The sequence below is a fragment of the Clostridium novyi NT genome, assembly GCF_000014125.1.
GTDB lineage: Bacteria > Bacillota > Clostridia > Clostridiales > Clostridiaceae > Clostridium_H > Clostridium_H novyi.
Window position 1 is genome coordinate 2,364,275 of sequence record NC_008593.1, and the last position, 20,847, is coordinate 2,385,121.

General features: G+C 28.1%; 20 protein-coding genes. 5 read left to right on the top strand and 15 right to left on the bottom strand.

Annotation, left to right across the window (positions count from 1 at the left end):
- Window positions 1-169: 169 nt before the first annotated feature.
- Both NT01CX_RS10995 and NT01CX_RS11000 read left to right on the top strand, forming a co-directional pair.
- Window positions 170-2,680: a YceG family protein gene (locus NT01CX_RS10995; protein WP_011723120.1), complete on the top strand. Its 2,511-nt coding sequence runs from the start codon at window positions 170-172 to the stop codon at window positions 2,678-2,680.
- Between the two features lie 16 nt (window positions 2,681-2,696).
- Entirely contained in the window at window positions 2,697-3,791 is a 1,095-nt protein-coding gene (locus tag NT01CX_RS11000) for a toxic anion resistance protein (protein WP_011723121.1), read from the top strand.
- 60 nt (window positions 3,792-3,851) lie between these two features.
- Here the strand turns inward: NT01CX_RS11000 and NT01CX_RS11005 are convergent, their stop codons facing one another.
- The 13 genes from NT01CX_RS11005 to dhaK form a co-directional block, all read right to left on the bottom strand.
- Entirely contained in the window at window positions 3,852-4,235 is a 384-nt protein-coding gene (locus NT01CX_RS11005; RefSeq protein WP_011723122.1) for a DUF3888 domain-containing protein, read from the bottom strand.
- Between the two features lie 146 nt (window positions 4,236-4,381).
- Window positions 4,382-5,083, bottom strand: coding sequence for an MgtC/SapB family protein (locus NT01CX_RS11010; RefSeq protein ID WP_011723123.1), 702 nt, complete (start codon window positions 5,081-5,083; stop codon window positions 4,382-4,384).
- A 222-nt stretch (window positions 5,084-5,305) separates the two neighbouring features.
- Window positions 5,306-6,151, bottom strand: a complete 846-nt coding sequence (locus NT01CX_RS11015) for an Mrp/NBP35 family ATP-binding protein (RefSeq protein WP_011723124.1) — start codon at window positions 6,149-6,151, stop codon at window positions 5,306-5,308.
- Between the two features lie 87 nt (window positions 6,152-6,238).
- On the bottom strand, window positions 6,239-7,063 hold the full coding sequence (locus tag NT01CX_RS11020) for a hypothetical protein (protein ID WP_011723125.1): 825 nt from the start codon (window positions 7,061-7,063) through the stop codon (window positions 6,239-6,241).
- Between the two features lie 113 nt (window positions 7,064-7,176).
- A complete protein-coding gene (locus NT01CX_RS11025; RefSeq protein WP_011723126.1) occupies window positions 7,177-7,758 on the bottom strand; it encodes a hypothetical protein in 582 nt (193 codons plus the stop codon).
- A gap of 104 nt (window positions 7,759-7,862) precedes the next feature.
- Complete coding sequence (locus NT01CX_RS11030) at window positions 7,863-9,428, bottom strand: hypothetical protein (RefSeq protein WP_011723127.1); 1,566 nt, start codon at window positions 9,426-9,428, stop codon at window positions 7,863-7,865.
- Between the two features lie 134 nt (window positions 9,429-9,562).
- Window positions 9,563-10,408 carry a 16S rRNA (adenine(1518)-N(6)/adenine(1519)-N(6))-dimethyltransferase RsmA gene (gene rsmA, locus NT01CX_RS11035; RefSeq protein ID WP_011723128.1) on the bottom strand — a complete coding sequence of 282 codons (846 nt, stop codon included), beginning with the start codon at window positions 10,406-10,408 and terminating at the stop codon, window positions 9,563-9,565.
- The gene (rnmV, locus tag NT01CX_RS11040; RefSeq protein ID WP_011723129.1) at window positions 10,389-10,955 is read right to left on the bottom strand and encodes a ribonuclease M5; all 567 of its coding nucleotides are present in this window, start codon (window positions 10,953-10,955) and stop codon (window positions 10,389-10,391) included. Before rnmV ends, rsmA begins: the two co-directional genes overlap by 20 nt.
- Window positions 10,956-11,117: 162 nt before the next feature.
- Window positions 11,118-12,179 (bottom strand): 3D domain-containing protein, encoded by a 1,062-nt coding sequence (locus NT01CX_RS11045; protein WP_011723130.1) that lies wholly within the window; start codon window positions 12,177-12,179, stop codon window positions 11,118-11,120.
- A 274-nt stretch (window positions 12,180-12,453) separates the two neighbouring features.
- A complete protein-coding gene (locus tag NT01CX_RS11050) occupies window positions 12,454-13,221 on the bottom strand; it encodes a TatD family hydrolase (RefSeq protein ID WP_011723131.1) in 768 nt (255 codons plus the stop codon).
- A gap of 152 nt (window positions 13,222-13,373) precedes the next feature.
- Window positions 13,374-13,763 carry a dihydroxyacetone kinase phosphoryl donor subunit DhaM gene (dhaM, locus tag NT01CX_RS11055; protein ID WP_011723132.1) on the bottom strand — a complete coding sequence of 130 codons (390 nt, stop codon included), beginning with the start codon at window positions 13,761-13,763 and terminating at the stop codon, window positions 13,374-13,376.
- Between the two features lie 23 nt (window positions 13,764-13,786).
- Complete coding sequence (dhaL, locus tag NT01CX_RS11060) at window positions 13,787-14,425, bottom strand: dihydroxyacetone kinase subunit DhaL (protein ID WP_011723133.1); 639 nt, start codon at window positions 14,423-14,425, stop codon at window positions 13,787-13,789.
- Between the two features lie 10 nt (window positions 14,426-14,435).
- Complete coding sequence (gene dhaK / locus NT01CX_RS11065) at window positions 14,436-15,437, bottom strand: dihydroxyacetone kinase subunit DhaK (RefSeq protein WP_011723134.1); 1,002 nt, start codon at window positions 15,435-15,437, stop codon at window positions 14,436-14,438.
- 178 nt (window positions 15,438-15,615) lie between these two features.
- Here dhaK and NT01CX_RS11070 point away from each other — a divergent pair, with 178 nt between their 5' ends.
- Window positions 15,616-16,806 (top strand): class I SAM-dependent rRNA methyltransferase, encoded by a 1,191-nt coding sequence (locus NT01CX_RS11070; RefSeq protein WP_011723135.1) that lies wholly within the window; start codon window positions 15,616-15,618, stop codon window positions 16,804-16,806.
- A 164-nt stretch (window positions 16,807-16,970) separates the two neighbouring features.
- Complete coding sequence (locus tag NT01CX_RS11075) at window positions 16,971-18,410, top strand: IS1182-like element ISCno1 family transposase (protein WP_011721056.1); 1,440 nt, start codon at window positions 16,971-16,973, stop codon at window positions 18,408-18,410.
- Between the two features lie 73 nt (window positions 18,411-18,483).
- Here NT01CX_RS11075 and NT01CX_RS11080 read toward each other — a convergent pair whose 3' ends face one another.
- Window positions 18,484-19,410, bottom strand: a complete 927-nt coding sequence (locus NT01CX_RS11080; RefSeq protein ID WP_011723136.1) for an anti sigma factor C-terminal domain-containing protein — start codon at window positions 19,408-19,410, stop codon at window positions 18,484-18,486.
- On the bottom strand, window positions 19,394-19,912 hold the full coding sequence (locus NT01CX_RS11085; RefSeq protein ID WP_011723137.1) for an RNA polymerase sigma factor: 519 nt from the start codon (window positions 19,910-19,912) through the stop codon (window positions 19,394-19,396). The genes NT01CX_RS11080 and NT01CX_RS11085 overlap by 17 nt, the downstream gene beginning before the upstream one ends.
- A gap of 202 nt (window positions 19,913-20,114) precedes the next feature.
- Between NT01CX_RS11085 and NT01CX_RS11090 the strand changes: the two genes are divergently transcribed.
- On the top strand, window positions 20,115-20,819 hold the full coding sequence (locus NT01CX_RS11090; RefSeq protein ID WP_011723138.1) for a hypothetical protein: 705 nt from the start codon (window positions 20,115-20,117) through the stop codon (window positions 20,817-20,819).
- The last annotated feature ends 28 nt before the right edge of the window (window positions 20,820-20,847 follow it).

The window sequence follows — 20,847 nt, forward strand, 5'->3', positions numbered from 1 at the left end:
CTCTTTCATTTTATATATCTCAATAATAGTTATAGATTATGATAATCTATGTTAAAAATATTATACTATAAAGTGATAATTTATTTATATGTTTTTATTTATTTAGCAACCTAGTATAATATTACTATACTGAAATATCATTATTTTCAATGAAAGTAGGCATGATAAGATGATTAATATAAATAAATTTATAAATTCTTCATTAACTTCATCTAAAGATGTCTTTAATGATATACTTACACCTTTAAATAAAAGAAATAGATTCATAAATGGTAAATCTCCAATTGCACCAATTTATTTTTATAGATATATTGGATTTTCTAATAAACAAGACTATTACAAAAAAATAAACACATTAAATCAAAATCTTAAATCATTTAAAAACCTTTATACTCACTTTTTAAATGAGATTCCATTAGAAAACAATATGGAATTAACAAACTCTATTCAAAAATTATTTAACGATTTAAATATACAATCTATAAATGAAAAAACTATCACTCTATTAGTAAAAAGTCTTTTTTCAAATAACCTTTTGCCTAAATTCAGTGATACTTTAATAAATTCATCTATTGAAACATCTTTAATAGATATTTTAAATTTATATATGTGTTTTGAAAAAAGTATAAACATAACTAAACTAAAAAACTTTTCTATAAAATTATCTCTATGGATAAATAACTTTATACCTGAATTACTTAAAGACTTTCATATTCCTAAACAATTAGATTCGGATATTATAAACCCTAAAGTATTATATATTGGTACTATAAAAAAACATGAAGTATTGTTTTTAATCTTTCTATCTAAAATAGGATGCGATGTATTATATTTAAACCCACAAACAGAGGGTGATTTTTCAATAGTTGATCCAAAGTGTATGTACTCTATGATAATTAATGAACCTATTAAAGAACCTTTAGACATAGCAAAATTAGATATTAATAAACTCGAAGAACCTCCTATACTTAATAATTCTATTGAAAATACAAATGACGTAACTTCATCATTAAAATCACTAGATGAAAATTACATAGATTCTTTAAATAAAATATCCTCTAATATAATTGAAGATATTCTATTATCATTAAATGAAAGAGGAAACTTTATGGGAGGAAGTATTCCTAAAGTACCATGCTATTTTTATAGATACATTGGAATTTTAGATAATGAAGATGAATACTTCAACAGTTTATATAGACTTGATAAACACCTTGAAGGCTTTAATTCCTTATACATAAAATTTTTAAATGAGATTCCACTAGAAAACAACCTAGATATTATAAACAAAACATATGCAGTGTGGAATAAACTTTCGAAGCTTGAAAAAGAATCTAAAAATAATATTTCTATAAATTTATTAATAGAAAACTTAATAAATTTTAATGCTTTTTTAGATTTAAAAGAACCAGTGATTAATTCATCTATAATAAAAAGTTTTTATAAAATACTAGAACTTTTTATTGCTGATGAAAAGCAAATAAATTTAAGCAAAATTAAAAACTTTACATTAAAACAACTTATGTGGATTTATAAATATATACCTGGACTATTTAAAGGTTTCGACTACTTAAAAACCTCTAGTTCTAATGTATATAACCCTAAAATTTTATACTACGGAGATATAAAAAAACATGAGGCTTATTTTTTAATTTTCTTATCCCTAATGGGTTGCGATATTTTATATATTAATTCTCAAAATGATACAACTTTTTCAATGGTTGATAAAAATAATGCTTTTTCAAATGTCACAACACTACCTAATCTTTGTGACATTAGAGAATTTCCAAAAGAAGAAGTGCTAACTCGTCATGAAACAGTGGCTTTTAAAGCCTCAAATGAAATTGAAAATGTAATATATAGTGAAGAAGATGGACTTTTTAAACCTTGGCAATTTGAAAATTACAAAACTTCTCCTTTAACTTTAAGGGCTACTTACGATGAATTAAAACTTCTTTGGAATGAAGAAGCTAGAATACGTTCTGGCTTTAAAATTGAAAATGGAACAGTATACATTCCAAATCTATTCGCAAAGATAAGTGGAGTTAATTCAGATTTAAATCTATATTGGAATGATTTAAAAACATTGAAAAATGCTAAAGACACTTTGTTTATTTATAAAATTCCACACAAACATGATGATTACTCTAATTATGACTTGTATAGTTTAAGTTATTGTTTTAAAAATGGGGTTTTACATAAGGAAAGCTTATTAAAACATAGGCTATATAAATTTTCTTACTTAAAAACACCACTTCAAAATGTTATAATGGATAAAATAAATTTATTACTAAAATTACCTATATTTAAAAATGGTGTAGACGAGGAATTTAAATTAAAAATACTAATAACTATATTAAATATAGATAAAGATATATTAGAATTAATACAAAAGTTTGATTATCCATTTAATATACCGAAAATTGTTATATATCATAATAACGAAACCCTACTTAGTGATTCTGATGTTATATTACTAGCATTTTTAAATATGATGTGCTTTGATATAGTTATCTTTACACCTACTGGCTACAATGATATAGAAAATAATATAAATGAAAACTTTTATGATACCTATAAATTAGAAGATATTAAATTTAATTTAAATATACCTAACTTAAATTCCATAAAAAAATTTAAGGATAGATCTGGCTCATTTTGGTCTAATCTTTTTAAATAATAAGGAGGCATTTACTATGAATGAAAATCAATTAGAAGTTACAAATTTTTCAGAAGTAAATTTAGAAAAAGAAACTAATGAAATATCAATGAATATTAAAAACTCTCCAGAAGTTTTAGCTATAGCCAAAGATCTTGATGTAAAAGATGTTGATTGCGTTATGAACTTTGGTCAAGAAACAGCAACAGAAGTATCTCGTTTTGCAGATCAAATACTTCATTCCATTGAAACTACTAAAGTTGAGGATTCTGGTACATTACTTATACAACTTAATAATATAATGGATAAATTCGATATAAAGGATTTTTCTGAAGAAAAAAAGAAAGGTTTCTTCGCTAAATTATTTAAAAAAGCACAAGATTCTATTGATGCCCTATTTAAAAAATATCATACTATGGGCGGTGAAATTGATAAGGTATATGTGGAACTTAAAAAATATGAATCTGAAATAAATGTTTCAAATAAAAATTTGGAAGAAATGTTTAATAAGAATATGAATTACTATGAAGCTTTAGAAAAATACATAGCTGCTGGTAATCTAGTTGTAGAAAACTTCAAAACTCAAATTATACCTGAACTTGAAGCTAAAGCTCAAACTAGTACAGACCAATTAGACCAAATAAACCTATCAAATGCAAATCAAGTTCTTGAAATGCTTGAACAAAGGGTTTATGACTTAGAACTTGCTAAAAACGTATCACTTCAAACAATGCCTCAAATAAAATTAATACAAAAGGGAAACTATAACTTAGTTAGAAAAATAAATTCTGCTTTTATAGTAACTATTCCTGTATTTAAACAATGTTTAACTCAAGCTATTACCCTTAAAAGACAAGCAGTTCAAGCAAAAGCAATGGCAGCACTTGATGAAAAAACTAATGAATTATTACTTAGAAATGCCGAAAATACAGCACTTCAATCTAAATTAACTGCAAAACTTGCCTCTGGAAGCTCAATTCAAATTGATACTTTAGAAAAGACTTGGCAAACTATAGTACAAGGTATTGAGGAAACTAAACAAATAGAAGAAGATGCAAAACGTCAACGTGAAGATGGTACAAGAAGACTTCATGAACTTAAAAAGGACTTTGAATCAAGAGTTAGAAAATAATTAAAATATGTATAAATAAGAGGTGTGTAAACTTTATTTTCTTAAAGTCTACACACCTTTTTAGATTGTTTTGCACGTTGGCTCATCTATATGTTTAAAGTCAATTACATGAATTCCATCACTTGTACTTGCCAAAATCATAGTATCTATTGCATTTTTTGAATTGGTTTTTCTGTCAGAATTTCTAACAGTTAATGTTACAACAAAATATAATCCATCTTCCTCAACTTTTTTTATCTCTAAAATCTTAGCTCCTTTTAAATTAAATACTCTCGGTTCTCCATAGTATTCATTTAACGTACTTACTATATTTGAACCTAATAGTGTAATTAAAAAGTCATTATAAGCATCTTTATCCATATCTTTTTCCAATGCAAAAGCTATAGGATTTATAAAAAAAATTATTAATAATATACTCATAAACTCAACTATTATCTTTTTCATGTTATCCACTCCACAGTATATTTTATACTTTAGTATGTGGATAAACCCTAATAAATATAGTAGTATAAATTTTTTATTTTTAATTAATTATAATATGCTATTTTTAATGAATTAACATCTATTATATTAAATTACACTATTAAAAGTTATATTACTTTAACTTCTATAATCCAATTATACTTTTCTAGTCCCTTTTTTAATCTATTTAATTTTGCATGTCTAGATACTAATAAGCTATACTCACATTTTCTATACTTTTCATGTTTATTATTGTTTTCAATTATATATCTTATATCTTTTATTTCTATATTTTTATACTTAAAATACTCTTTCAATTGAACATTTAAATCTATGCTTTTATCATAGGTAATCTCAATTCGTGCAGGTATAGTTGTATCTAAAAAACACATTTCAAACTTTTTCATAAAAACTATAACAAGAAAAACTCCAATTGCAGATGCAATACTAAGAAAATGAAAGCCAAATCCAACAGCAAGTCCTATACATGCAGTTGTCCAAATTCCGGCTGCAGTAGTAAGCCCTCTCACTGATCCTTTATCGTGAATTATGGTACCTGCACCTAAGAAACCTACACCTGATATAACCTGCGCTCCTAATCTTCCCATATCAGATTTCATTGCTGTAGACAATGCTGGACAATTTAATATCTTGTTTCCAACAAAAAATCCTAAATTTGTTTGTAACATACCTATAACACATGCACCAACACACACTAATATGTGAGTTCTAAGTCCCGCAGGTCGATTGCTATATTCCCTTTCATATCCTAAAAGCATACCTATTCCAATAGCAACTCCTAATCTTAATAATACTTGATGCCAATTCATTTCCCCTATATCCCCCTAACTGCCATCTTATTAAATCCTATATTAACAAATCATATAAAATTACAAGTTACACATATTTAATAATATAATATGTTATATTATATCATTATTTACCATATTAAACTATATTTATCCAATAGATCACAATTTCCAAAGAAAAAAGGCATTAAATTACTCTTACTTTCATAAAAGTGGTTTAACGCCTTCTTAAATGTTTAATTATTATTTGTTTAAGTTATTCATAAAGTTATCTACAAGTTCATTGTATACTTCAAAATTTCTTATATAGCTTTCCATTTCGCCTTTTTCTAAACTTTCTACCATATCAAGGTTTATAGGCATTTCTGCAAGAAGTGGAGCTCCTAAATATTTAACATGTTCCTCTGCTGGTTTTTTACTAAATACTCTAACCTTTTCTCCACAGCTACCACATTGTATATAAGCCATATTTTCTACTATTCCAAGTAAGTTTATGTTCATTTTTTCTATCATGACTACAACTTTCTTAACTATCATAGAAACCATATCTTGTGGAGTTGATACTACTACCATTCCATTTAAAGGCATGCTTTGCATTATAGTTAAAGCAACATCCCCTGTTCCTGGAGGCATATCTATAAGAAGATAATCTAGTTCTCCCCATAGTGTATCGCTATACATTTGGTTTAAAACTCCTGTTATTAAAGGTCCTCTCCAAATAACTGGTTGATCTTCTCCCTCAATTAATAGGTTTAAAGACATTACCTTTATTCCTGTTTTAGTTTCAACAGGAATTAGTTGTGGTTCATTTTCTTTTCCCTCAACTTGAAGCATTCTTGCTCTTTCATTATTTACGCCTAAAATTCTTGGCATAGATGGACCTGTTATATCAGCATCTAACACTCCAACTTTATATCCCTTTTTGCAAAGTTCAGCCGCAAGTATTCCTGTAACAGTAGACTTTCCAACTCCACCTTTACCACTTATAATTCCTATTATATTTTTTACATTACCATACTTAGGTAACATCTTTGAACATTCTTGCTCATTACATGTTCCTTTGCTTGGACAACTATCGCAATTGCTCATTTTAACTCCTCCTAAGTGTAAAATTAATAACTTTTAATTTTATTTATTTTAAGAACACCATTTTTAAGTGCAACTTACAAACTTATATTAAAAATCTTTAGGCATCTTATCTTTAGTAAAATTAAACTTCCATGAGTTCAATGAATACTCATCAACAAAATAGTATTTAGTTTCCTTCTTATTTATTTTATCATAAAACTTTATAATACACTTAAATTTATCTTTTTTATATCCTTCAGTTGTTATATCCATAGTTATATCATACTTATTTCTATTATCGTCAGTAATTATTTCTTCATTCTTACCAAGTTCATCTTTAAATTCTTCAACATCCATAGTTAAAACAAACTTAGCAATTTCCTGATCATTAAGGTCTATTCCTATTCTTTTGTCATCACCAATTGTTTTTCTATAATCCTTTATGGCATTTAAAATTGATGAATAATAAACATTTTTAAACTCATTAGGTATTCTTATGTTATAAAAGTTTTTCATTATATCATCATCTAATCTTTTAGATACAATAAATATTTGTTTATCGCTATAAAGGTTTCCGGCTTCTTTTTTATCAAGTCCAGCTATATAATTAAATCTATGCACCTTATCTAGTCCTTCATAAAACTCAAGTGTATAGTCAGGTTTTAATTTTATCTTTTGATCTACCTTTTTAGCCTTTGATAATATTCCATATAAATCACTTATAGCACTTTTATCTGTAATTATAAATGTAAATCCCTTATCTCTATTATTCTGTATTACTACCTTGCTTATTCTTCCTTCCTTTATGTATTCAAAATCATTATTTTTCAATCCCATTTTTACCTTTAAAGAATTTCCGCTAGAACATCCCATTAATGTAGTTGAAAATATGACCATTAATGCTAAACACATAAGTTTAAACTTTTTCTTCATGCTATCACCTCTTTTATATTATGGCATATACAAATAAAAGAAGCGCTTGGCTTCTTTTATTATTCTCATAAAAATTATAATACTTTAGTATATGTAAATCAATGACGTTAACATTATTTTAGCTGTATTGTTTTTAAAATAGCTGTGTAAAGTGTATCCATGTCTCCTTTACTGTTTTCCTTTTTATTAAAGAAAGAAAATCTTAAAAATCCATTATTATATTTAATAAAGTATTCATTGGCTACATATTCTTTCCCGTTTATATCCATAATATATTTAATGTGATATCCACTTCTATCTTCTAACTCCAACTTTTTTATTTTATATTTTTTAATCTTATTTGCTTTTTCTGATACCTCTTTACTATTTTCTAAGAAATTTTTTAAATCACCTTTCTCTTGCCAGACTTGTACAAATCCTGTTATACTCATATCTTTTGCCATAAATTCATTATGATAAATTATCTGATTTCCTGGGAAAGACTTAGTTTTACAGGTCCATTCCTCTGGCAATTCATAAGATAGTTTGCCATCTAATGCTGTATACTTTTTTAAACTCTTTATATCATTTTGCATAAAGCTTACTGGGTTCAACTTCCCTTTTACTATTTGTCCAACTCCAAAGATAGATACCATTAATAAAAATAAAATACATACCAGCTTTAGTTTTTTTCTGTTTACCACTATTACTTTCATAAAACTCCTCCACATTATATATTTGACATATTATATAATATGATTTGAAACAAAAAAATATTAAAGCTAACTACTTAATATTTAAGCAGTCAGCTTTTAAAACATTATTTCTTAACTGGAATTACTACAGTACATTTCTTAAAGTCATAGAACATAACCCAATATCCATTGTTGCTGTTATTATCCTTAGCATGTTCTGGAACCCAAGTTACAAATCCAGTTGCACCGTTAAATGGTTGATCTACTATTGATTTAGTTCCTGGTATTCCATATACTAAATATTTCATTTTTCCTTCTTTGTCATATTTAAATCCCATCAAGTAATGACCTTTTCTCATTATATATGAAATGTAATTTATCATTGGATAATATATCATTGAATATTTACTAAAGTCTATTCCAGGCTTCATTTGTATTAAATCCATGTAATCAATCTTATACCAATGACATTTTCCTAACTCTTCACATATACCTTTTTCTTCTTTTAAACCTTCTACTATATGTTTATAGTATTCTTTTTCCCAATTCATATGGCAATATTCTTCATACGGACACTTATCTTTTTTATCCTTATCTTTCTTTTTATCCTTTTCCTTTTCTTTTTCTTTCTCTTTGGCTTTTTCCTTTTCTTTTTGTTTCTCTTTCTCTTTTTCTTTATCCTTTTTCTTTTCTTCTTTCTTGTTCTTTGATTTCTTTTTATCTTCGCAATCGCATTCACAGTCCCAGTCGCAGTCACAATCACATCTTCTAGTATCATTTTCATCAAATTGCATGTTTTGTGCTACTTCTAACTCTTCTTCAATTTCTTTTTCTTCTTGAACTCTTTCCTTAATATCATTTTTAATACTTTCTATATTTTCTTCAATTTTATTTTCTTTCTTTTCAACATTCTCTAATTCTTCTACTACATCAGCTTCCCTTGTGTCATCTTCATCTACTTCAGTCTTTATACTTTCACTCTTTTTAGCTTCTAACTCTACACTTTCACTCTTTTTACTTTCTAACTCTATACTTTCTTCTTTCTTATTTTCTTCTTCAGGTGATTCCTCTTTTATCTCTCTTAATTCTTTTTTAACTTCTTCCTCTGATTCTTTATGTTTCTCAATATCATTTTCATATTTATCAAATATGTTTTCTTGTGATTCCACTTCTACCTTAACATCAACTTTTGTTTCTGCTTTTACTTCTACTTCTTCATTTACCTCTTCTTTAACTTCTTCATTATTAGCTCTACTTTCCCCTTCAATTACCACATAACTTTTCCAATCATCTAATTTAGCTCCACTAACAAAACCTGTTAATATTCCATGTACATTAGAATCCTTAATTCTAACTATTGATGCACCCTTTATATTGTCCATAGGTATATTACAATTAGCAATATTATTTATATCATATTCATATGATACTTCTGCCCTTCCATAAGCGTCTATGTTAATTTCACCTACTTTAACTAGTCTCTTATCCTTTTTTCTGTCACATATTAAAACCATACAATAACCATCATTACTTTTCTTTAAGTTTTGTACATAATAAGATACTTTACACTTATTGTTCTTTCTTTCAACCTTTGCATAACCAGTTGGACATTTATTAGGATCTACTGAATATCCCTTCTCATCTTCCTGTAATATTATAAAGTATCTACTATAATTTCTTTTAGCCGTCACAGGTTTCCCTCCAATACACCTTTATTAAACTTAATACTTTCTACTTATTCATTATTATAATATATGTAAGTTTTTCAAAAAATGAACAAAAATTTTTATAAAAAAAAGCTTAGAAGATTAAAACTACTAATCTTCTAAGCTTTTTTTATGTCATATATACTATCAGCTAATTTTCCAAATTCCTCAATACTTAAGGTCTCTCCCCTTCTTCTTGGATCGATTCCAGCATCATTAAATACCTTCTCTATATGGTCACCAGAAACGTCACCTAAACTCTTTATAGCATTTCTTAAAGTTTTTCTTCTCATGTTAAATGATTGTCTTACTATCTTGAAAAATAATTCTTCATCTTTAACTTTAACTCTAGGTTCATCTAATCTATCTAACTTTATAATTATAGAATCTACCTTAGGTTGTGGTATAAAACATGTTGGTGGTACTTTTCTTAATATTTCTGTATCGCAATAATATTGTACCAAAATTGATAATGCTCCATATTCTTTGCAGTTTGGCTCTGACGCTATTCTTTCAGCAACTTCCTTTTGAATCATTATAGTTAATGATTTAAATTTATATCCTTCTTTTAATAGTCTAGCTATTATTGGTGTAGTTACATAGTACGGAAGATTTGCTACTACTTTAACGCTTTTTTCTTCTCCAATTAACTCATTAAAATCAACTTTAAGCGCATCTTTATGTATAAGTTCAAAGTTAGGAAAATCTTTAAGTTCTTCTGTTAAAATAGGGATTAACTCTGAATCTAATTCTACAGCACACACCTTCTTTGCCTTTTTTAATAATTCCTTAGTAAGAGTACCTACCCCTGGTCCAATTTCTATAACAAAATCTTCCTCACATACATTTGAACCATTTACTATATCATCTAGTACATTTTGATCTGTTAAAAAGTTTTGTCCTAAGCTTTTAGTAAACTTAAAATTATATTTCTGAACTACATCTTTAGTCGTTACTTTTTCCATTTTCAATCTCCTTATTAGCTTTATTTAAAGCTTTTATAAATTCTTCTTTGTTTATTCCGTAATTATTAAGTCTAGTTATAAATTGTGCAGAATTAGAATAACCTATTCTAAGTTCTCTTCCTAAGATTTCTCTGCGTTGTTTTGCTTCCTTTGTTCCTGTAAGTTCAAAGAAAAATAAATCCTCTGGTCCAAATTCATCTCTTTTTTCTTTAACTTCACATTTAGCTTTTTCAAGGGCTTTTTTTATAGTTTCAGGTGATGCATTTTCAACTCCGATGTCATCATCTTTAAGTCCTTCTTCTTTGCTTATATAAGCGTGTTTTATTCCTTTTACTCTTTTAGATATAATTCTACGTATCTTTTCTCCTGCAAAATCAGGATCTGTAAATACAATTACACCTTGTCTTTTTTGAGCTTCTTTTATTCTATCTATAACCTTTTTGTTAATTCCAAATCCACCTACTGCTATTATTTCTGCATCAACAGCTCTTTTAACAGCTGTTATATCATCTCTACCTTCAACTACTATAACTTCTTTTATCATCATTTTAATAAAAGCCTCCAACTTTATATAAATTTCAAGTTATTCTATAATTTATATTTTTATAAAAACTACCATACATAATATTTTTAACTATTGCATTTATTATGTCAAGAAAAAAACTAATATATATTGCTTATAAGTAAAAAAAATTAGAGCGCAAGCGCTCTAATTTACTATATATACATTTACGTATCTTACTCCCCAATTTGAAACTTGGCTATCACTATTAAAATATAAGTCTATTTTATTTCCTTTAATAGCACCACCTGTATCTTCAGCAATCGCATAACCATATCCCTCTACATATAACTTTGTTCCAAGAGGAATTATTCTAGGGTCTACAGCTACTGTACTATATCCGTTAGCATTTCTTCTAACTCTTGTACCAGATGCTGTTATTCCAAAATCACTATCCCCAGGACGTTTACCTGTATCATTATAACTTTCAGTATACGCAGTAGCTCTCATTCTGTATACTTTAGAGTGATTTATACTTCCTCCACGAGAAAGTCTTTGTGGTTGTGCTGCTTGTTCTTGTAGAGTTCCCATTGCAATAACTTTCTTAGTTGGTTGCTGAATTATTGCTTGATTTACTACTTCTCTAGATACTATTTTGCCATTTTCATATATAACTTTTTCATTTATTTCTCTTTGTCCAGCTTTTCCTTCTTGTACAACTTTTCTTGTACCATTTTTCAATGAGTTGTCCTTTTTCACTTCAGTTACAAAATCAATAGGTTGAAGTTTCTTTTCTACTTTAGTGCTTACTCTTGTAATAGAGATTTTATCTCCATCTTTTATCTCTGTTTGTTGTGGCACTGATATTTTATCTTCTTTACCTAATGTTATTTTCTCCTGAGATAACATATCTCCAACTGTATTTGCAGCTGTAAGAATTGTCTTTACGTCATTTCCTACTGTTAGCTGTACACTCATTGCTTTTCTTATCTTTATTGTATCTCCTGTTTTGACATTGCTTTGTAGGTCTGGTTCTACTATATCTTTCGGACCTAGGACTACATTATTTTTGTTAAGTATATCTGCTACATTGCTCTTATATGTCATTACACTAGTTTCTTTACCGTCAACTACAATATTTACACTTTTCTCCATGTTCATTAGTACGCCTAGCGTTGCGCACAGTGCTACTAACACGGATACAAAAACTATTTTTTTAGGTCCATTCGAGAAGTAGGTTCTTATGTCGTCTTTTATTTTATTGAACATACATAAACCTCCTTGACAAAATTGACTTAACCATTATACCTTTTATCGCTTCATTCGTCAAATTCATCAACTTTGCCCTTAAAATTTAGTTTGTAAAAATGCACTATTGGCATAGGTTTCATCTTAATAGTTACATGTTACTAATTTTATACTTATGTTTTAAATTAATTACTTATGTCCTTAAAATTTTTAACTTCCAAAACACCTATGCGGTTTTGCCTTTCGAAGTTATAAAATTTATTGGGCCTGTAAAAAATTTTAAGTCTATTCTACACTACCTTTTTATTTTTAGCAAGTTTTTAGCATTCTCTATGGTTGCATTTGATACTTCTTCTACTGATAATTCCTTAACTTCAGCTATCTTTTTAATTATGAATTTTATATAGTCTGATCTATTTCTTTTTCCTCTATTTGGAGTTGGCGCCATGTATGGAGCATCTGTTTCAACTAACATTCTGTCTAGAGGGACTTCTTTTGCAACTTCTACTATTTTTTTTGAATTTTTAAATGTTACAACTCCTGTAAAACCAATATAATATCCTAGTCTTAAACATTCACGAGCAAATTCAACACTTCCTGAAAAACAATGTACTACTCCTTTAACCTGTGGAAACTCCTTCATTATCTCAAGAGTATCTCCATGGGCATCTCTATCATGAATTACAACAGGCATATTAAGTTCTTCTGCAAGTTTCATTTGTTTTCTAAAAACTTCTTTTTGCTTTTCTCTTGGAGGATTCTCTTCCCAATAGTAATCAAGACCTATTTCCCCTATAGCTCTTACCTTTGGATTTTTAGTCATTTCTTTTATTTCTTCATAATTTTCCTCTGTAAGCTCATAGGCATTTTCTGGATGTATTCCAACAGCAGCATAAAAAAAGTCATATTTATTTGCAAGTTTAAAAGAATCTCTAGCCCCTTCCATTGAAGCCCCACAATTCAATACATTTATAACTCCATTTTTTCTAATTTCCTTTATAACATTTTCTCTATCTTCGTTAAAACTTTCATCATCATAATGTGCATGTGAATCGAAAATCATAAACTTTTCCTCCGAACTTTATATATTTTTCATAGTTTTAATTATATCATCTTGCTACAATATTATAAAATTTACATTTATGTATTAGTTAAATTTATATCATTTAAAAAAGAGACAAAAGCCATAAAGCTTTTATCTCTTTTTGCGAATTATTATGATATTTTTCCAAGTTTCATAGGCTTTAGTGTTTCTTCAATTTCTTTAATATTTTTACCTATACTGCTTTCCACTGCTGCTGTTATAGCACCTTCTACAAGAGCCACATCTATTATTTTTACATTACCCTTTTTTTCATCATCTAAGCATTCTATAGCCATTTCAGCATTCATATAGGCACTTCCTAAATCAAACATTACTATAACCCCATCTTCAGAGTAAACACTTTCAACAGCATCCATTATCTTTTCCATACTTGTTCCAATTTCACCGTCATTAGTTCCACCTGCTAAAGCTATAGGAACTGTAGGAGCCATTTGTAATGCTAGTTCCTTTAATCCATTAACAATATTACTGCTATGCGATACTAAAACTATTCCTACCATGTCTATCCTCCTTATAGTATTTTCTATTGTAACTTTTTAACTTCTTCATATATAGATTCTAAAATTAAAGCACAAGATGTTGCTCCAGGATCTTGATGTCCTATACTTCTTTCTCCTAAGTAACTTGCTCTACCCTTTTTAGCTACAATTTCTTTAGTATGTTCAACACCTTTAAATGCTGCATCCTTTACATCTTTTAAAATATCTAAATCATTTTTTCCTTCATTTAATGCCTTTTCCAAAACATCTATTGCTGGTACTAAAGTATCAATCATTGTTTTATCATCAATATCAGCTTTCCCTCTCATTTTAATTCCTGTTAATGCTTCTTTTAAAGCTTCTAAAAAATCATTAATATCAATTTGAGATTTTCTATTTAGCTTAGCTCCAGCTTTCATAAATGCTGTTCCGTAAAGAGGACCAGATGCTCCTCCTACATTTGATACTAAAGCCATTCCAGCTTTTTTTAATATGTTCCCAATATTACTTCCGTCATCATCTTTTAATTTGTCTACTACAGCCTTAAAACCTTTAGTCATATTTAACCCATGATCACCATCCCCTATTGATGCATCTAATTCTGTTAAATATTCTTTATTTTCCTCGATTTTTTCACTTATCTTTCCTAATATATCTATAACTTGTTTTCCTGTTAAGCTCATAAAAATCCTCCTATCCAAGCATTTTAAATGCTGGTGTATCTGCCTTTGCATTTAGAAGCTCTTTTAATTCTGTATCTAGTTTTAATAAGCTTATTGAAAATCCCGCCATTTCTAAAGATGTCATGTATTCACCTACAAATGTTTTATGAACTTTTATCCCCTTTTCTTTAAGAAGTTCACTTACCTTTTTATTCACTATATATAATTCCATAAGTGGTGTTGATGAAAGACCATTTACCATTACCGCTACTTCTTCACCACTTTCTACTTTCATATCTTCTAAAATTTTATTTAATAGATGTTCTGTTATTTCATCTGCTGAGCTCAATTTTTCTCTATGAGTACCTGGTTCTCCATGTATACCCATACCTATTTCAACTTCATCTTCTCCTAGTGTAAAATTAGGTTTTCCTGCTGCAGGCACAATGCAAGAACTTAACGCCATTCCCATACTTCTAACATTATTAATTACCTTTTCTGCAACATTTTTTACTTCTTCTAATGAAGCTCCACTTTCAGCTTTTGCCCCTGCTATCTTATGAACAAATACAGTTCCAGCAATTCCTCGTCTACCAGCTGTAAATGTACTATTTTCAACAGCAACATCATCGTTAACTACAACTGATTCTACCTTTATTCCTTCCATATCAGCCATATCTTTTGCCATTTCAAAATTCATTACATCTCCACTATAGTTTTTTATAACAAGTAATACCCCATTTCCACCATCAACAGCCTTTATAGCTTCGTAAATTTGATCTGGAGTTGGCGATGTGAAAACAGCTCCTGCAACAGCCCCATCAAGCATTCCTTCTCCAACATATCCTCCATGGGCTGGTTCATGTCCACTGCCTCCACCACTTACTAAAGCGACTTTCCCTTTAACTGGACTATTTTTTCTAACTAAAACATCTGCATTATCTAGTTTTTTTATATATTCAGGATGAGCAGCTACCATACCTTCGAGCATTTCGTCAACAACCAAATTTGGATCATTAATTATTTTTTTCACAAAAACTCCTCCTTTTTTTGAAAACCTTTTATATCTTAATTATATCACATTATTCATCTTATATGGCTACATGTATTTTTTTCTTTTTAGTACATTCCTTTTATAATTTTAAAATTAATGTTAACATCATTATGAAGCTTTAATTAAATATAATAATATAGAATAGAAAGGTGTAATTATGAACGAAACTGTACTTACTATAAAAAAACAATTTGTAAAAAAATATAAAAACGGTTATCCGTTAATATTTAAGGATGCAATAGAAGATACAAGCCTATTAAAAAATGAAGGACAAGTAATAACCCTTGTAGATACCAAAAATAACTTTTTAGGTAAGGGCTACTACGGAAAGCAAAATAAAGGCTGTGGTTGGATATTAAGTAATAGCCCCAAAAGTGCCTTAGATTATAAACTATTTTATGATAAAATCAAAAACGCATTAGTAAAACGAGATAAATTTTATTTTTCTAAAACAACTACTGCTTTTAGAGTTTTTAACGGTGAAGGAGATGGAATAGGTGGGCTTACCATTGATTTTTTCAGCGGATTTTACCTTATAACTTGGTATAGTAAAGGAATATATGCTTTTAAAGATCTCATACTAAAAGCACTAAAATCTTTAGTCCCTTTTTACGGAATTTATGATAAAAAAAGATTTGATGAAAATGGAATGGTTGTAGATGAAAACAGCTATGTTTGTGGAAGAAAAGCTCCTGAACCTCTTATAATCAAAGAAAATAATGTAAACTTTGCAGTTTATTTAAATGACGGAGCAATGGTTGGAATATTCTTAGATCAAAAGGAAGTTAGAAATGCTCTTAAAAATAAATATTCTAAAGGTAAAACAGTGCTAAATACTTTTTCTTATACTGGGGCCTTTTCTATGGCAGCTGCAAAAGGTGGTGCCATTACAACAAGTGTAGACCTTGCCAATAGAAGTCTCGATAAAACCATAGAAAATTTTCAGTTAAACAAAATAAACTATAAAAAACATAATATAATAGTTGATGATATATTCTCATACTTTAAATATGCTCAAAATAATAACTTAAAGTTTGATGTAGTAATTCTCGATCCCCCTAGTTTTTCAACATCTAAAAATAATATTTTTAGTGCTAACAAAGATTATAAGGACTTAGTAAAACTTGCTATAGATGTAACTCAAGATAACGGAATTATTTTAGCTTCTACAAACTGCGCTTTATTTGATATGAAAAAATTCAAAGAACATATAGATACTGCTTTTAAAGAATCTCATAAATTTTATGAAATTTTAGAAGAACATACTCTACCTAAAGATTTTACTATATCTAAAAACTTTCCTGAAGGAGATTACTTAAAAGTTTTATTTATAAAAATTAAAAACTAAAAAGTAAAAAAGCTACCTTAAATAAGGTGGCTCAGGCTGTTGATAAACATAATTTGTCAACAGCCTTTTTACATTTATTACAAAAAGGGTTTTTAGTTTTTATGTAGAATATATATTTTAGACCAATAAATCTTTTAGCCCGTTAGGGCTCCTACGGAGGAAAAATGCTTACTAATAATGAAAGAAAACAAAATCAATTAGAACTAGTTTATATAGAAAATTTAGTACCTGAAAATCATATACTTAGAAAAATAGATAAATACATAGATTTTTCATTTATAAGAGATTTAACTAAGGATTTATATTGTCCTGATAATGGCAGACCTTCAGTAGACCCAGTTGTATTATTTAAAATGCTTTTTATCGGATACCTATTCGGTATACGTTCAGAGCGTCAGCTTGTAAAAGAAATCCAGGTAAATGTAGCTTACAGATGGTTTTTAGGATATGGACTTACTGATAAAATACCAAGTCATTCCACTATAAGCCAGAATAGAACAAAAAGATTTAGTAATACAAATATACATCAAGAAATATTTGATAATATTGTATTTCAAGCTATTAATAGAAACTTGGTTGATGGGAAAATTCTATATACTGATTCTACTCACTTAAAAGCTAACGCTAATAAACATAAATTTATTAAAAAAGAAATAACTAAATCCACAAAGGAATACTTTGATGAATTAGAGAATGACATTAATAAAGATAGAATTAATCATAATAAAAAGCCTCTAAAAAAAAAGACTAAAATAGCTGAAACTAAGGAAATAAAAGTAAGTACAACTGATCCAGACAGTGGATATATGGTTAGAGATGGAAAACCTAAAGGCTTTTTTTATTTAGATCATAGAACTGTTGACGGAAAGTATAATATTATAACAGACGTTCATGTTACTCCCGGGAATATAAACGATGTAGATCCTTATGTTAAAAGAATAGAAACTCAAATAGAAAAGTTTAATTTTAATACAAAATATTTAGTAGCAGATGCCGGATATTCTACGAATCCTATTTGTAAACAAATTTCAGACAAAAATTATCAAGGTGTTTTTGGGTTCCGTTTAGGACCCCATGTTAAAGGAAAATATACAAAATATAGATTTCAGTATGTTAAAGAATTAGATGGATATGTGTGTATTAATAATTGCTTTTTAAAATATAGAACTACTACGAGGGAAGGTTATAAAGAATATTTAAGTAATGCGGAGCATTGTGCTTATTGCAAATATAAAAATAATTGCTTAACATCTGATAAATCCATTAATAGAACTATACGTCGTCATGTTTGGGAAGACTATAAAGATCAAATTTTTAGCTTTACTAAAACAGAAAAAGGTAAAAGTATTTACAAACGACGTAAAGAAAAGATTGAGCGTAGCTTTGCTGATTCAAAAGAATTACATGGGCTACGTTATTGTCGCATGCGAGGAATTAAAAATGTTTCTGAACAATGCTTACTTACAGCGGCAGTTCAGAATATGAAAAAGATAGCCATGGTGCTATCGCATTATTTTTTGTGTACATTAATTCAAATTTATTCCAAATTAACATACATAATAAATATTTTTCGAATGCTATCGCATAAAAGAATTTTGGCGTAAACAAAAGCCCCCAATTGTTGGGGGCTTTTTGAACAATCTGAGCTACCTTAAATAAGGTGGCTTTTTTAAATCATTAATTATTATCCCTCATAACTCCAATTGTAGCTGCTTTAATATGAGGATTTTTACTTAAAATCTTAAGTTCACTTGGTGTTCCATATACCGTTACTCCTATAATAGCTGGTGGATTTTTTCTTTCTTTAAGATGTCTATACAAATCTTTGTTTCCTTGCTTTCTTAATGTATTCAATAATCCACTATAATTATCTTTATAAATTTGAGTTAACACAAGATTCCCCTCTGTTCTTACTCCTAAAGTACTTTGTTCTGATATATAAGTAGATCTTCCATCATATTCTTTAGCTTCCTTTTTATATTGATCCATTTGCTCTTTTGTATAAGTATCTAACCACATCCATGATATATTAGCATTAGGGATTATACTTCTTAACTCACTTGCCTCATATCCTTTATCAAGGGATAATCCCATTTCTATAATCTTTCCATTTGAAATTTTATCAAGTTCACTAAAGTCCTTCTTATACTCTTTGTATTTAATATTTGGATGAAAAAACATAAGCTTTTTATACCCATTCTCCCAGCAATCCAAAGGCCAACCACCTGTCGAATGTCCTCCATATCCTCCACCTGATGATATTATGCTATGATATCCTAGTCCAAAGCTTCTTGCTGAATTATATAAAAATACAGGTCGCCATCCAACTTCTTTATACACACTATAACTAGTAACCCCACCCAATAATCCAACAATACAAGTCTCATCACCTAATCGCCCATTAGGTATAGAAAATGTTATATTCTTTTCTTCTCTTTGTCTATTAGCAATACTCATTCTAAATACTATCTGATTATTTATAAAGTATCCTACTATAAATACCAGTATACAAGTTGCAATTATTCTTAACTTGCTTTTTCTTTTCCCCTTTTTTATAGCTTTATTTAGTTTATCATCATCAAGAATATCATCTATTTTTTCCATTATACTCTTTCCTCCAAATCTCCTTAAATTTATTTCTAGCTCTATATAGATAAGTTTTTACTACATTTTCTGAAAATCCTATTAACTTTGAGATTTCTTTATAGCTAAGTTCTAAATCATATTTGAAAATCAATAACATTCTATATTCTTCTTTTAAATTATTTAAACAATGTTCTATATATCTTTTCTTCTCTTCTTGTAATACTTTTTGTTGAACATTATTGCAGCTAACTATTGTCCTATAGAACTTATCATCATATATACTGATTTCTGTAACTATTTTCTTCTTTTTTAGTCTGTTTTTATAGTTATTCATGGCAACTACAAATAACCAAGAACATATTTTATCATCATCTACTCCATCCATAAATTCTATTGCCTTTACAAAACTATCTTGAACTATATCCTCAGCATCATTAGTTTTACATCCGCACTTTATTAAATATGCAAATATAATCCTGGCTTGTCTTTTATAAAGTTCTAGCAAAATATCATTATTCATTTCTCCCTCCCCATACATTAATAAATCCTTATATAAGTAAGACAACTAATATGTTAAATTGTAAACAACTATTTCAAAATATTTTTACATAAATAAAATAATCATATATAAATAGTATAATTATACATAAATTTAAAATCATATCATTTTTGAACCATTATAGCAAATATGATATTATTATAAATAAAAAGGAGATATTATAATGGATCATCCAAGTAGATCAAAAAAGGATAAGCAAATTTCTAAAGTTTTAACTGTACTAGTGATACTATTTATATCATTTATAATTTTTATTTATATACAATTTCAACCAACCAAAACCAAAATAAAAATGGTAACCAGTCAAAATGAAACTTTTATAGTATATGAGACTTGTGATATTTGGCGAGATGATTGTTATTATAAACTCTACGAAAAGGCACCTGGCAAAATACTTGATAAAAAAATACCTGTAATTAAAAATGAGCCTTATTCTTCACATGGCAAACTTACTAAAGATGATTTCTTTTATTCCTTTACTAAATATAGATACAATAATAAAGAAGTAAGAGTGTATTCTGGTAAAGATAATTCTTGTTATATTTTTAAAATAGAAGGAAGCTCAAATTATATATATTGTACAGAACGGGATATCCTATATTCTTATTTACATAATGATTATAGTGAATATCAATATTTAGTACCTATTTATATGAGCCGTCTTAAAAATCCTAAGGAAAATACTATATATTATATCTCCGCTGTATTATTAGCTCTTGACGCAACTGAAAGTTTTCCTATAATCACTAAAAACATAAACAACATTCAATATAAAGAAATTAGGGACTCTATTTTAAAATATATAAATGATTACCCTAACTCTAAAAAAACTAAACACGATCTTATATCTAAAATGTTTTATTTATAAAACTAAAAAGCCCCCAACTTCTTGGAGG